We start from the raw sequence: 13,804 nt of genomic DNA on the forward strand, positions 1-13,804 counted from the left end.
CTTTAGGGTTTTGCGGGAGGAACTTCGTCTAAACGTTTTTTAAGTTTTTGCTTATCCTTGTCTTTTTTCTTTTCTTCTTTCGATTTTTTCTTCTCCTTTTTGTCTTTGTCTTTCGGCGATCGAATCATGTAATCTTCATACATGGTATCTGTTCGCCAGGAAACTCCAAGTCCCGCATAGGTAATATTGGGCGTGTTTTTCATGTTCTGACTCACATACGCGTCCACTTGGAAGCTTGATCCCCACAAATAGGCGGCGCCCATCGTAAAAAAGGTATCACTGTAGTAACCACCACTCAACATTTTCCCTTCAATAAATCCGGACCAACGGTTAAATCCTTTTGCAATTGTCCCAATAAAACCAATGGTTTGATTATTAGAGGCAATTTTATCCACAAATAAATTGGTGACTATTGACCATGCTCCTGTGAAGGTGTTTTGGGTGACCAACATTGCTTTCGGACTTAATGTTCCATACTGTTCGCCCTTATACATAAAGGGATAATTCCCAAATTTGATATTGGTGCCGGCATATACCGAAACCGCTGGGATCAACATGTGCCAATTGAATTTATGGTTGGCTTTCCAACTGTACACGTTGGGCTTGGTTTCGTAGTTTTTAAACGGGTCATAAATTAAGTATTTAAACCCTAAGGCAACCTTTCTAAAACCATCACGGTGGTAATTACCCGCTTGGGAAAAATACGTGTCGTTTTGATAGGTCAATTCTAAAATTCCCTCCAATTGCTCTTTCCAAAATCCGTAGCGGGTATTTAAATTGATGCTATAACCTTCGGTATTGTAAAGGTTTTTATCGTATTGCTCTTTTACATAATTGAACCCCGATTCCAATTGAATCACTTGTTTACCCACCGCATAGGCATTCATGGATTCTCCCGGACGGTTAGTGTTGATTTCGTCCGTATATTGTGCTTGCAGAAGCATCGAAAAAATCAAGAATAAGGATAAAAATAAACGCTGTTTTGTCATGTTTTTTATTCGAAGTTAGGTGTCCCAAAAATACACTTTTTATTATTTATTTATGAAGTTTCCCACGATTGGAATTAGGCTTTTTAGTATTTTTGACAAAAATTAGTACAATGCAAGAAGCAAGTCTTAATAATTTAGTGCGTACACTCTTTTATATTCTTTTGTTTTATTATATATTCAAATTTGTGGCACGCTTACTATTGCCCGTATTAGCGCAAAAAGTAGTCGAAAAAGCCAACCAACAAATGGAAGATAAATTTCGTCAACATCAACAACAATCCCAACAACAAACGACTTCAACTTCACCCGAAAAATCCAAAGAAGTGGTGGGAGAATATATTGATTTTGAAGAAGTAGACTAACCGTAATGACCTTTCCAATGAACCAAAAAATGCAAGATTTTTTTAAAAAAATATATCCTCATGCCTTAGTCGTATTGGGTTTTGTAATGGTGTCGTTGATTTATTTTTACCCTGTTTTACAAGGAAAAAAAATCTACCAAAGCGATATTGTGCAGTATACAGGGATGGCCAAAGAGCAAAATGATTTTAGAGCAGCGCAACATGCCGAACCCTATTGGACCAACAGTGCTTTTGGCGGAATGCCCACCTATCAATTAGGGGCACAGTACCCCAATGATTTTATAGGACATATCGATGATGTCTTGCGTTTTCTTCCGCGACCCGCCGATTATTTATTCCTCTATTTTCTTGGGTTTTATGTGCTTATGCTCGTCTTGAAAACCGATCCACTTAAAGCTTTTTTCGGAGCACTCGCCTTTGGTTTTTCAACCTATTTGATTGTTATTCTTGGTGTTGGACACAATGCCAAAGCGCATGCCATCGCTTACATGCCTTTAGTTGTGGCCGGTGTGCTCATGGTTTTTAAGCGCAATTATATTTGGGGCGGAATCCTAACCATGTTTGCCGTAGCCCTAGAAATCAATGCGAACCACTTCCAAATGACCTATTATTTGTTGATTGTCTTGTTGGGAATCGGAATTTACTATGGCGTAAAAATGTTCGTCAACAAAACGCTACAAGATATTCCTAAAATCATAGGAACGTTTGCAGTTGCTTTGATTTTAGCGGTTGGCGCCAACGCCACAGCTTTACTCGCTACACAAGAATATGCAACATTCAGTACCCGTGGTAAAAGTACGTTGAAATTGGATGAAATGGGCAAACCCAAAACGTCGAATACTACCTTGGATCGCAGCTATATTACAGAATACAGCTATGGTATTGACGAAAGTTTGAACTTAATCGCACCCCGTTTATTTGGTGGCGGAAATGATGAAAAATTAAGCGACGACTCAAGTGTATACAATTACATGTTGAATTATGGGGCCACCGAAGCGGAAGCCCGTCAGTTTACCGATGCCTATGCACGAACCTATTGGGGAAGTCAGCCCATTGTTGCGGCCCCCGCCTACATTGGAGCCGTAGTGTTTTTCTTGTTTGTATTGGCCTTGTACCACGATAAACGCAAGATTAAATGGGTTTTTCTTGTGGGTGCATTAGTTTCTTTGGTTTTATCATGGGGGAAAAACTTCCCGGCTTTGACCGACTTTTTTATTGATTACATACCGCTCTATGACAAGTTCAGAGCTGTTTCTTCTATACAAGTGGTTTTGGAATTGTGTATTCCTGTTTTAGCCATCATGGGATTGCATTCGTTTATGACATTTGATGCGGATAAACGTTGGGATAGTCTGAAAAAAACCGGAATTACCTGTCTTGTTCTTATTGGTGGATTGTTTCTGTTGCGCAGTCAATTTAGTTTTGCGGGTGGTATGGATAGCAGTTTGCTGCGCATGTTTAGTGAAGGACAAGATAAAAGTTTTGGAATTGGATTTATCGACGCCTTACAAGAAGATCGTAAAACCATGTATGCCGCAGATTTGTTGCGTTCGGGCGTGCTGATGGCGCTTGCATTTGTAGTGTTATGGCGTTATACCAAAGACAAGTTAGCCGTTTCTACTGCCGTTGTTTTGGTGGGATTATTTATGGTTTTTGATTTGTTTTTTGTGGATAAAAAATACGTGAACAGTGAAGATTTTGTATCTGCAAGAGAAGTTGAACAACCTTTTGAAATGACCCCTGCCGATCAACAAATTTTACAAGATCCGTCCTATTACAGAGTCTTGGATGTTGACGGGAACATGAGCAGTGCTCGCGCTTCGTTCTTCCATAAATCCATTGGTGGTTATAGTGCGGTGAAACCTCGAGCTATTCAAGAATTGTTCGACTACCAAATTGCTAAAAACAATATGGAAGTCATTGATATGTTGAATATCAAATACATTATTCAGGTTAATGAAAAAGGGGAGCAGTTTCCAACCGTTAATCGCAATGCCAATGGAAATGCATGGTTTGTATCCAAATTAACCGCTGTCGCGAATGACGATGCGGTGATGAAAGCGTTGGATAAGTTGAATACGAAAGAGGAAGCGGTTTTCAATAGTGCCGACTTTAAAGTGGCCAAGACCAATTTTGTGAAAGATAGTACAGCCGCAATTCAGTTGCTTTGGTATCAACCGAATCAGTTGAAATATACATCCCAATCAAAATCAGAAGGTTTTGCAGTATTCTCTGAAATGTATTATAAAAACGGTTGGAATGCCTATATCGATGGCAAATTAACCGATTATATCAAAGTGGATTTTGCTTTACGCGGAATGCCAATTCCAGCAGGGAAGCATGAAATCGTATTTAAATTCGAACCCCAAGTGGTGAAAACGGGAAGTACGATTACATTAATCAGTTTCCTTTTCATGTTGGGTGTCACGGGAGCGGCGTTCTATTTTTCACGCAAAAAGGGAAAGGCATAATGGCAAACACCAACAAAGTACTTATTATTACCTATTACTGGCCACCAGCAGGCGGACCTGGAGTACAGCGTTGGTTGAAGTTTGTGAAATATTTACCCGATTTTGGGGTGCAACCTATTGTATATCTTCCGGAGAATCCGACGTATCCCATTGTAGATGAAAAGTTGGTGGCCGATGTTTCGCCCCAAGCAATTATCTTGAAAAAGAAAATATGGGAGCCGTATTTACTGGCCGGACTTTTTTCCAAGAAGTCAACCCAAAAAATTAGTTCAGGGATTATTCCTGCCACCAAAAAGCAAACGGTATTGCAACGTTTTTTACTTTGGGTTCGCGGTAATTTATTTATTCCCGATGCGCGTGTTTTTTGGGTGAATCCTTCAGTTGCTTATTTAAAAAAGTATATTGACGAACATCAAATAGCAACCATCATCACCTCGGGACCACCGCACAGTTTGCATTTAATCGGATTAGAATTGCAAAAGCAAACTAAAGTTAAATGGATTGCAGATTTTCGTGATCCTTGGACAACCATAGGTTATCACAAAGCCTTGAAGTTATCGGCCTATGCAGAAAAAAAACACAAAGCATTAGAAAAGAAAGTACTTAATAGTGCAGATTTAGTGTTGGTAACGAGTCCGACCACCAAAACTGAATTTCAACAACTTACTTCTCGTCCTATCGAAGTCATCACCAATGGCTATGATACCGAAAATGTAGCGCCCCAATCCTTGGATCAAAAATTTACGTTGGCCCATATTGGTTCTTTTTTATCCGATCGTAATCCCAGTATCTTATGGGAATCCATCAAGGAATTGATTGCAGAACATGCTGATTTTGCCCAAGATTTTGAATTAAAATTGATTGGTAAAACCAGCGAAGAAGTGTTGGCTAGCATTGCTCAAAATGGATTGTCAACCTATGTCAATAATCTAGGCTATGTGTCCCATGAAACAGCTGTAGCCCACCAACGAAAATCGCAAGTATTGTTGTTAATCGAAATCAATTCATCGGATACGCGGAGCATTATTCCGGGTAAACTTTTTGAATATATGGTTTCCGGCCGACCCATTTTAGCGATGGGACCTAATGGATCCGACTTTGCCGCCATGGTCAAGTCAACCAATACGGGCATGTTTTATGAGTACCATGAGAAAGCAGCTTTGAAGGCGACCTTATTGGATTGGTACCGCAATTTTCAGAAGGGCCAATTGGTCGCACATGCTGTGGGCTTGCAACAGTATTCTCGTAAGAACTTAACGCAACAATTGGTGCGTGTAATCGAACAAGTATAATGGGAATCGTACAATCACAATCCATTCGGAATACCCTAATTACATTCTTCGGTTTTGGAATTGGAGCGATTAATGCCTTGTTTTTTTATACGTCCTTTTTACAAAAAGAGTACTATGGTATTGTGAGTACCATTTTATCGGGTGCCAATATCTTAATGCCCATCATGGCTTTTGGTGTTCAAAATACCATCATTCGTTTTTTTTCGCAATACGAAACGGAAGAAAAACGCGAACAGTTTTTGTCGTTTATCGTTTTCATGCCTTTGTTTTTGATTGTACCACTCGGAATCGGGTTTTATGTATTTTACGATGAAATTGCCGGAGTGTGGCTTCAAGAAAATCCATCCTTGAAACCCTTCTTTTGGTTGATTCCTGTGGTCGGATTGTTAATGGCGTATTTTGAAGTGTTTTATGCTTGGGTGAAAGTCCACATGCAATCCGTGATTGGGAATTTTATCAGCGAAGTTTTGGTGCGATCTTTAGTTATGGTTATGCTTTTGATGGTGCATTTCGAAGTATTAACCAAACCGCAATTCGTTTACGGTGTCGCCTTTGCCTATTTGGCCCAAACGGTAGGAATGTTCATTTATGCGATGAAAGTCAGACGCCCTACGTTTACTTTAGTAATTCCTGAAAATATACGCGAAGTGGTGTATTATTCCACCTTCATCATTGTTTCGGGTGGAGTAGCGGTGATGTTAGTTGATTTTGACAAAGTACTTATTCCCAAATACAAAGCGATAGAAGAAAATGCAGTGTACTCAGTAGCCATCTTTTTTGCTACAGTTATTGCCGTTCCTTTTCGGGCCATGACCCAAATTGTTGCACCCATTACAGCCAAATTAATGGTGGAGAAAAAATGGGAAGAACTGAATGAATTGTACCAAAAAACATCCATCAATTTACAAGTTACCGGCGGATTCATCATGTTGCTCATATTTGTCAACGTGAATCAAATGTATCAGATTGTGCCTGATGATTATTCGGGCGGACTCTGGGTCGTATTTATGATTGGTTTATCCAAATACTATGATGTTTTGTTGGGAAATAACAATTCGATTATTGTCAATACCCATTATTACCGAACCGTACTTTTGTTTGGGGTGTTTACCGTTTTTTTAATGATTGTTTTGAATGCCATTTTCATCCCTCTTTACGGAATTAATGGCTCTGCTTTTGCAACCTTATTAACCATTATGATCTATAACACCATCAAGTTCTTTTTTGTGGTTAAAAAAATGAAGTTGTTTCCGTTTACTGCAAAAACGGGGGTTTCATTGGGTATTGTTTGCCTTGGGTTTGTCTTGTTTTATTTTTGGGATTTTCCGTTTCATCCCATTCTAAACATCGGTTTAAAATCGATAATCGTTACTTTGTTTTATGTGGGATTGCATTACTATTGGAAGGTATCTACAGAAGTGAATCAAGTAATTCGAAACGTTGCTGCAAAATTTTCTATTCACCTATAAACAGAAAACCCCGATAGACGTGCTACCGGGGCCTCCGAACCTAACCAACCAATTTATTTAACTATAGCTCTTACTTTTTTTCTTCTTCTTTACGTGTTTCATTTTCTTCTGAAATTCTCCCTTTCGTACCGTCTTCTCGGTAATAGTAATGACCATTATCTTGATAAGTTGTACCGTTGTAAGTGTTTCCACCACCATAATAGGTGTTTTGGTTCCCGTAATAGTTGTGTGTAAATCCGTTGCGTTTTACACTACCAATCATATCTACAATCTCACCAAAACGGTTGTAAATGATTCGCAATCCACCAATTTGTGTTAAAGCAAATCGGTTATAACTCATAAATACACTCCCGATGCGGTTTACACGATCACGACTGTCGTAGTTGATGAATGTGTTTCCTACACGACGAACACGTCCGAAACTATCAAATTCAATTAGTACACCGTAGTTAACAGGACGACTGCCTCTTGCGGTTTCTTTGGTATTCGCTTTGCGGAAGTAATAACTTCCGGCAACATCATCTGGACGGGTATTGAAATCAAAATCACCATTTGGAAATACGAAAAATTCAATGCCTCTTTCCATGAACGTAATAGGTTCTTCCATACTAAAACAGTTGTTGTATGTCTCAGTAAATTGGGTTGAAGTTGTAGGAGTTGCTAAAGCCGTTCCACTCATCAAAACCATGCTTGCTAAAAGGGTAATTGTTTTCATAATTCAAAAATTTAATCGTTGGTGCTTACTCTTTCGATTTTCAGCGTCTTCGATCAGTTGTTTTCTGATGTTAGGGTATTTTCAATTGCTGTGCCAAGTGATTTAAATAAGATGTCAACGATTTGTTAATGATATTTAACCACTTGAAAAACAATTTAATTGCTGTTGAAAAGTAGGGTTTTTCCATGCGGATTTTTTTTATACATTTGAAACGGATAACAAACCCACTCTAGATTTCAATCGAATAATGAAAAAATACCTACTAGTACTGACTGTACTTTTTGTTTGCCCAATGGCCTCAAAGGCGCAAACGTTTATTCAAGCGTATGCCGATATTGTTAATCAATGTTCACAAACCAATATTACCAATAGTCTAACCGAATTTGAAGCACTTGGTGTAAAACGTCGTGGAACGACTGCGCTTCAGAATACCTTAGATTGGTTAAAAAACAAATATTTGAGCTACGGCTATACCGCGAGTCAGCTTCAAGAGTTTTCGTATACCTATTCCGGTTCTACAGCTGCTTGTAAAAATTTAGTAGTTACCAAAATTGGAACAACCTATCCCAATACCTATGTCATTATTTGCGGACATTATGATTCGATTGTTGGAACGGGTACGAATGATAACGGAAGTGGAGTAGCATCTATCTTAGAAGTGGCCCGATTGTTACGCAATGTCCCCACTGAATATTCCATCAAATTCATTAATTTTTCGGGGGAAGAAGATGGTTTGAAAGGAAGTCAGAACTACGTAACAACCGTAGTCAACGGGACATCCCCCAAAATGAATATTCGTTTGTTGTTTAATTTGGACGAAGTAGGGGGAGTGGCCGGACTCACCAATGATACCATTACTTGTGAACGGGATACATCAACACCTACAACTAATAATGCGGCTTCGAATACTTTCACCAATGAATTGATTGCTTGTACCGAATTGTATTCTCCATTAAATACATTTTTATCGTATGCCTATGCTTCAGATTATATGTCGTTCCAAAGTAATAACGAAGTCATTACCGGTTTTTTTGAAACAAATGAAACCACTCATAAGCATACAGCTACGGACTTATTAGTCAATATGGATCCGGTTTATAATTATAATGTGGCCAAAGCAGCCATTGGCGCCATGTTGCATTTTGCTGTAGCGAGTACAACACCATTAAATACCATTGAGCAAAATGACTATATGGTTAGTGTTTTTCCAAATCCAGCGACCAATGAAATTTATTTGAATCTTGGGTCATTACCGCAAACCCATTATACTTTTTCATTGCTCGATATCCATGGGAAAACCGTTTTCTCTCAAGTTGTAGATAATGCACCGCTGATGCAAGGATTCTCAGTGTCACATTTAGCACGGGGAATGTATCTCGGTATATTAGAAACCGAAGGCCAGCGCATCACGAAGAAAATAGTTTTAGAATAAATAAAAAACCCTTCTTTTAATGAGAAGGGTTTTTTGTTATAGTTTATCTTTTAAATACTTGCCTGTAATTGAACTTGGGTTTTTTGCTACTTCTTCGGGAGTTCCTACAGCCAATAATTGTCCGCCGTTTTCACCACCTTCCGGACCTAAATCAATCAGCCAGTCGGCACATTTTATTAAATCCAAATTGTGTTCAATAACCACTATGGAATGTCCTTTTTCAATTAGAGCATCGAATGACGCCAATAATTTTTTAATATCATGAAAATGCAAGCCCGTGGTGGGTTCGTCAAACACAAACAAAGCTTTTTCTTTGGAAGCCCCTTTGACTAAAAAAGACGCCAATTTGATTCGTTGGGCTTCACCACCCGAAAGGGTTGATGACGATTGACCCAATTGCACATAGCCCAATCCAACATCTTGAAGTGGTTGTAATTTCTGGATGATTTTAGTTTGGTTATGCTCTTTGAAAAAGGCCACTGCATCATCGATCGTCATGCAAAGGATGTCATCGATATTTTTTCCATTGAAATTAACTTCCAAAATTTCCTTTTTAAAGCGCTTGCCGCCACAGGTTTCACACGGCAACTCCACATCGGCCATGAAAACCATTTCAACATTGATAGTTCCATCCCCTTTACAGGTTTCACAACGGCCACCGTCCACATTGAATGAGAAATGTTTGGGTTGATAGCCACGAATTTTGGATAATTTTTCTTTGGCAAACAAATCCCGGATATCGTCATACGCTTTGATATAGGTAACTGGATTGGAACGTGAACTGCGGCCTATCGGATTTTGATCCACGTACTCAATATGATGAATGCGGTGATAATGTCCTTGCATATCGGAGAATTGCCCGGCTTTTTCACCGATACCTTCAATTTTCTTTTGTAAAGCTGGGAAAAGGATTTTTTTAACCAGCGTACTTTTTCCACTTCCCGAAACTCCCGTAATCACGGTTAAACATTCTAATGGAAAACGAACATCCAGATTTTGAAGGTTATTTTCTCGAGCCCCTAAAATATCAATATAAGCATTCCAGGAACGTCGGGTTTTGGGGACTTCAATTTGTAATGCTCCATTTAAGTAATGTGCAGTTAAGGAATTCGATTGTAGAATTTCTTCAAAAGTCCCTTGCGCCACTAATTCGCCCCCATAACTCCCAGCTTCCGGTCCGATATCGATAATCATGTCAGCTTGACGCATAATATCCTCATCATGTTCGACCACAATTACTGTATTCCCCAAATCGCGTAGGTTTTTCAAAACCTCAATCAACAATTCGGTGTCTTTTGGATGCAAGCCAATACTGGGTTCGTCGAGAATGTACATCGAACCCACAAGGCTACTTCCCAGTGAAGTGGCAAGATTGATTCGTTGCGATTCTCCACCTGAAAGTGAGGCAGAATTACGGTTTAAAGTAAGATAATCCAATCCCACATTATTCAAGAAACGCAAACGGTTTTTTATTTCAATCAACAATCGTTTGGCAACCGCAAAATCGTGTTCGGAAAGTTGAAGTTCCTCAAAAAACGGCGTCAAACGACGAATCGGTAAGTCGACTAATTCAGACAATGTTTTCCCGCCCACTTGCACATAATTGGCTTCAGGACGGAGTCGTTTCCCTTTGCATTCTGGACAACGCGTTTTACCACGGTATCGGGATAATAGTACCCGATTCTGAATCTTATAATTTTTTTCTTCTAATTCACGGAAAAAGGCATGCAAGCCAATGAAGTACCGGTTCCCGGTCCAAAGTAATTCTTTTTGTTCGGGGGTAAGTTGGAAATAGGGTTTATGAATAGGAAAATCATATTTATAGGCAGAATTCACCAATTGGTCGCGGTACCAACTCATGCTTTCGCCGCGCCAAGGATAAATAGCATTTTCAAAAATGGAAAGCGCTGTATTTGGGATGACCAAATCTTCATCAATTCCGATGACATTGCCGTAGCCCTCGCATTTGGGACACGCACCATACGGATTGTTGAAGCTAAACAAATGAATATTGGGTTCCAAGAATTGCAATCCGTCCAATTCAAAATTGGCACTAAACTCCTTCCGATCTTCTGTGGCCAATTCTTGCAAAAAACAAACTCCTTTGCCTTCATAAAAAGCCGTTTGAACGGCATCCGCTAATCGGTTGTAAAATTCTTCTTCCTCTTTGACCACAATTCGGTCAATAATTAAGAGAATATCTTTATGATCCAGCGAATGTTGATCAATTTCGTCCAATCGGACGGTTTCATTTTTTACTAAAATTCGCGCAAAACCTTGTTGGAGGAGTACGTTGAGTTTGTCTTCCAATTTTCGCCCCTCTTCCAAATGAATAGGAGCAAGCAATAACCATTTGGAATCGATGGACAGTGTTTTCACAAAATCAATGACATCAGAAACACTGTCTTTTTTTACTTCTTGACCAGAGATCGGTGAAATTGTTTTTCCGATTCGGGCAAAAAGCAATTTTAAATAATCATAAATCTCAGTGGAGGTTCCAACGGTAGAACGCGCATTGGTTGTATTTACTTTTTGTTCGATGGCAATTGCTGGTGCAATGCCTTTGATATATTCCACTTTGGGTTTGTCCAAACGACCTAAGAATTGGCGTGCGTAAGACGATAAACTTTCCACATAACGGCGTTGCCCTTCGGCATACAGCGTGTCAAAGGCAATGGAGGATTTTCCTGACCCTGACAAACCGGTAATTACCACCAATTGGTTCCGCGGAATGGCTACATCTACATTTTTTAAATTGTGGATGCCAGCCCCTTTGATAAGTATGTTTTTCTTGGGTTCGAGACGTGAAATATCTTTGGAAATCATAGCAAAAAGATAAGCGCCAAAGATAAGCAATTGAACCCGGAAATACTAGCTAAACAATTGGTGGTGTTTTGCAATTTTTATTGCATAAACGGAGGTGTTTTACAGGATTAAATGTTAAATTTTTTGATTTTGTTTGGTTTTTGTTAAAATTATGTTTTATATTTGACCATACAATAATCCACAAAAAGCATTTAGCCTATTGATAAAAATTACTTTTTAGAAAAATTTTAGATTGTTAACCCAAAACTAAAAGGTAATTTTATGGCTACTAATCAGACCCCCGACGCTTTATTGGTAAAGAAGTACATTGCCGGCGATGAAAACGCTTTGGCACTTCTAATTCACAGACATCAGGCTAAAATTTATGGGTTTATTTACTCAAAATTATCGGATCGTGATGTGGCAGATGATGTTTTTCAAGACACTTTTATCAAGGTTATTAAAACGTTGAAGTCCAATTCATACAATGAAGAAGGTAAGTTTCTACCATGGGTGATGCGTATTGCGCACAATCTAATCATTGATCACTTCCGTAAAAATAAAAAGATGCCCATGTTGCGGGAAACGGACGAGTTCTCTATTTTTTCGATTATCAAAGATGAAACGAAAAATGTAGAGGGCCAATTGATCACCGAAGTGATTGAAAACGATTTGCGTCGTATCATTGACGAACTTCCTGCCGATCAAAAAGAAGTGTTGGTGATGCGTATTTACCAAGACTTAAGTTTCAATGAAATTGCTGAAATTACTGGGGTAAGCATCAATACCGCCTTAGGGAGAATGCGTTATGCACTCATGAATTTGCGTAAAGTAATAGACAAGAATAAAATTATTTTAACCAATTAACAATATTTGGAGTGCGAAGACGTTATAGTAGAGAATAACACGCAAATTAAAACAATATGGCGAAACTTTACTCTACAAAAACTAAGTCTCCAAAAATGTTACCAAAAAAAGAAACCGTGAATTTTTTGCTTCAATATTCTAAAGCATTAAAAATTGTAAAAGCCGGTACTTTGAACTTCGAACTCATTTCAAATTAATGAACTTCCCGATAGAAACCCTATCGGGATTTTTTTTGTGCTTCTTTAATCACTGACGCTCTTCCGATGGTTTTGGTGATAATGTCTTTTTCTAAATTCCATCCTCGAGCGGGTGAATACTCTCTTCCGTACCAAATGATTTGTAGGTGTAAATCGTTCCACAATTCTTTTGGGAAAATGGCCTTGGCATCTTTTTCGGTTTGAACTACATTCTTCCCATTGGTCAATCCCCAACGGTACATCAAGCGGTGAATATGGGTGTCCACCGGAAAGGCAGGCACACCAAAGGCCTGACTCATTACCACACTCGCTGTTTTATGTCCGACGCCCGGTAGTTCTTCCAGTGCTTCAAAACTTTGGGGAACTTCACCCTGGTACTTTTCAATCAAAATTTGGGATAAACCAAAAATGGCTTTGGATTTCATGGGAGAGAGGCCGCAAGGTTTGATAATCTCTCGGATTTCCTCCACACTTAATTGTATCATGTCAAAAGGATTATCCGCTTTGGCAAATAGATGAGGTGTAGTTAAATTCACCCGAACATCCGTACATTGCGCGGATAATAATACGGCAATCAAAAGAGTATACGGGTCTTTGTGATCCAAGGGAATGGGAATCGAGGGATATAGGTCATTTAACGTATTTATAACAAACGTTGCGCGCTCTTTCTTCGTCATTTTTGTACTTTTAGTTTTGCGAATTTAAAGGAAACTAACTCAAATAAAAAATTAGCATGACCACATTACAAAAAGGGGATAAAGCCCCCAATTTCTCGGGTAAAGATCAAGACGGGACAACGCATACACTAGCTGATTATGCAGGTAAAAAATTAGTTGTTTTCTTTTATCCGAAAGCCAATACGCCAGGCTGCACCGCAGAGGCATGTGATTTACGCGACAATTATGCCCGATTTGAAGCTCAGAATTATGCTTTATTGGGCGTCAGTGCAGATTCGGCAAAAGCCCAATCGAGCTTTAAAAATAAATATGAATTCCCTTTTCCCTTATTGGCGGATGAAGATAAATCTGTGATTCAAGCCTTTGGCGTTTGGGGTCCCAAGAAATTTATGGGAAGAGAATACGACGGTATTCATCGAACTACTTTTGTAATCAATGAAGAAGGCATTATTGAAGAAGTGATAACTGATGTGAAAACAAAAGCGCATGCCGCGCAAATCTTACGATAATAAAAAATCCCCAAGCTTG

Annotated in this window: 11 protein-coding genes; 7 read left to right on the forward strand and 4 right to left on the reverse strand. The window is 39.0% G+C overall.

Translation table 11 applies throughout. The features are described 5' to 3' along the window. Positions 1-2 precede the first annotated feature (2 nt). Complete coding sequence (locus EQG61_RS05230; RefSeq protein ID WP_129460853.1) at positions 3-989, reverse strand: transporter; 987 nt, start codon at positions 987-989, stop codon at positions 3-5. Positions 990-1,099: 110 nt separating this feature from the next. Here EQG61_RS05230 and EQG61_RS05235 point away from each other — a divergent pair, with 110 nt between their 5' ends. Genes EQG61_RS05235 through EQG61_RS05250 form a run of 4 tightly spaced genes read left to right on the forward strand, consistent with a single transcriptional unit; the run spans position 1,100 to position 6,583 of the window. Next, the gene (locus tag EQG61_RS05235) at positions 1,100-1,351 is read left to right on the forward strand and encodes a DUF4834 domain-containing protein (RefSeq protein ID WP_129460854.1); all 252 of its coding nucleotides are present in this window, start codon (positions 1,100-1,102) and stop codon (positions 1,349-1,351) included. A gap of 29 nt (positions 1,352-1,380) precedes the next feature. Continuing rightward, positions 1,381-3,822 (forward strand): YfhO family protein, encoded by a 2,442-nt coding sequence (locus EQG61_RS05240; RefSeq protein WP_235829027.1) that lies wholly within the window; start codon positions 1,381-1,383, stop codon positions 3,820-3,822. Next, positions 3,822-5,114, forward strand: coding sequence for a glycosyltransferase family 4 protein (locus tag EQG61_RS05245; RefSeq protein WP_129460855.1), 1,293 nt, complete (start codon positions 3,822-3,824; stop codon positions 5,112-5,114). Before EQG61_RS05240 ends, EQG61_RS05245 begins: the two co-directional genes overlap by 1 nt. Then, positions 5,114-6,583: a lipopolysaccharide biosynthesis protein gene (locus EQG61_RS05250; protein ID WP_129460856.1), complete on the forward strand. Its 1,470-nt coding sequence runs from the start codon at positions 5,114-5,116 to the stop codon at positions 6,581-6,583. Before EQG61_RS05245 ends, EQG61_RS05250 begins: the two co-directional genes overlap by 1 nt. A 70-nt stretch (positions 6,584-6,653) precedes the next feature. Here the strand turns inward: EQG61_RS05250 and EQG61_RS05255 are convergent, their stop codons facing one another. Further along, positions 6,654-7,298, reverse strand: coding sequence for a hypothetical protein (locus EQG61_RS05255; RefSeq protein ID WP_129460857.1), 645 nt, complete (start codon positions 7,296-7,298; stop codon positions 6,654-6,656). A gap of 247 nt (positions 7,299-7,545) precedes the next feature. On the opposite strand from EQG61_RS05255, the gene EQG61_RS05260 reads away from it, so the two are divergent. Continuing rightward, complete coding sequence (locus EQG61_RS05260; protein ID WP_129460858.1) at positions 7,546-8,730, forward strand: M28 family peptidase; 1,185 nt, start codon at positions 7,546-7,548, stop codon at positions 8,728-8,730. Between the two features lie 36 nt (positions 8,731-8,766). Here the strand turns inward: EQG61_RS05260 and uvrA are convergent, their stop codons facing one another. After that, positions 8,767-11,556 carry an excinuclease ABC subunit UvrA gene (gene uvrA, locus EQG61_RS05265; protein WP_129460859.1) on the reverse strand — a complete coding sequence of 930 codons (2,790 nt, stop codon included), beginning with the start codon at positions 11,554-11,556 and terminating at the stop codon, positions 8,767-8,769. A gap of 261 nt (positions 11,557-11,817) precedes the next feature. On the opposite strand from uvrA, the gene EQG61_RS05270 reads away from it, so the two are divergent. Beyond that, positions 11,818-12,402 (forward strand): RNA polymerase sigma factor, encoded by a 585-nt coding sequence (locus EQG61_RS05270; protein ID WP_129460860.1) that lies wholly within the window; start codon positions 11,818-11,820, stop codon positions 12,400-12,402. 217 nt (positions 12,403-12,619) lie between these two features. On the opposite strand, the gene nth is transcribed toward EQG61_RS05270, so the two are convergent. Beyond that, positions 12,620-13,276 carry an endonuclease III gene (gene nth / locus EQG61_RS05275; RefSeq protein WP_129460861.1) on the reverse strand — a complete coding sequence of 219 codons (657 nt, stop codon included), beginning with the start codon at positions 13,274-13,276 and terminating at the stop codon, positions 12,620-12,622. A 56-nt stretch (positions 13,277-13,332) separates the two neighbouring features. Here nth and bcp point away from each other — a divergent pair, with 56 nt between their 5' ends. After that, the gene (bcp, locus tag EQG61_RS05280; protein WP_129460862.1) at positions 13,333-13,785 is read left to right on the forward strand and encodes a thioredoxin-dependent thiol peroxidase; all 453 of its coding nucleotides are present in this window, start codon (positions 13,333-13,335) and stop codon (positions 13,783-13,785) included. Positions 13,786-13,804 lie beyond the last annotated feature (19 nt).

Source organism: Flavobacterium stagni (assembly GCF_004122105.1).
In the GTDB taxonomy this organism is placed as follows: domain Bacteria; phylum Bacteroidota; class Bacteroidia; order Flavobacteriales; family Flavobacteriaceae; genus Flavobacterium; species Flavobacterium stagni.

Excerpts from the sequence above, each read along its gene's own strand:
- EQG61_RS05230 (WP_129460853.1), bottom strand. The coding sequence starts at position 989 with ATGACAAAACAGCGTTTATTTTTATCCTTATTCTTGATTTTTTCGATG.
- EQG61_RS05235 (WP_129460854.1), top strand. The coding sequence starts at position 1,100 with ATGCAAGAAGCAAGTCTTAATAATTTAGTGCGTACACTCTTTTATATT.
- EQG61_RS05240 (WP_235829027.1), top strand. The coding sequence starts at position 1,381 with ATGCAAGATTTTTTTAAAAAAATATATCCTCATGCCTTAGTCGTATTG.
- EQG61_RS05245 (WP_129460855.1), top strand. The coding sequence starts at position 3,822 with ATGGCAAACACCAACAAAGTACTTATTATTACCTATTACTGGCCACCA.
- EQG61_RS05250 (WP_129460856.1), top strand. The coding sequence starts at position 5,114 with ATGGGAATCGTACAATCACAATCCATTCGGAATACCCTAATTACATTC.
- EQG61_RS05255 (WP_129460857.1), bottom strand. The coding sequence starts at position 7,298 with ATGAAAACAATTACCCTTTTAGCAAGCATGGTTTTGATGAGTGGAACG.
- EQG61_RS05260 (WP_129460858.1), top strand. The coding sequence starts at position 7,546 with ATGAAAAAATACCTACTAGTACTGACTGTACTTTTTGTTTGCCCAATG.
- uvrA (WP_129460859.1), bottom strand. The coding sequence starts at position 11,556 with ATGATTTCCAAAGATATTTCACGTCTCGAACCCAAGAAAAACATACTT.
- EQG61_RS05270 (WP_129460860.1), top strand. The coding sequence starts at position 11,818 with ATGGCTACTAATCAGACCCCCGACGCTTTATTGGTAAAGAAGTACATT.
- nth (WP_129460861.1), bottom strand. The coding sequence starts at position 13,276 with ATGACGAAGAAAGAGCGCGCAACGTTTGTTATAAATACGTTAAATGAC.
- bcp (WP_129460862.1), top strand. The coding sequence starts at position 13,333 with ATGACCACATTACAAAAAGGGGATAAAGCCCCCAATTTCTCGGGTAAA.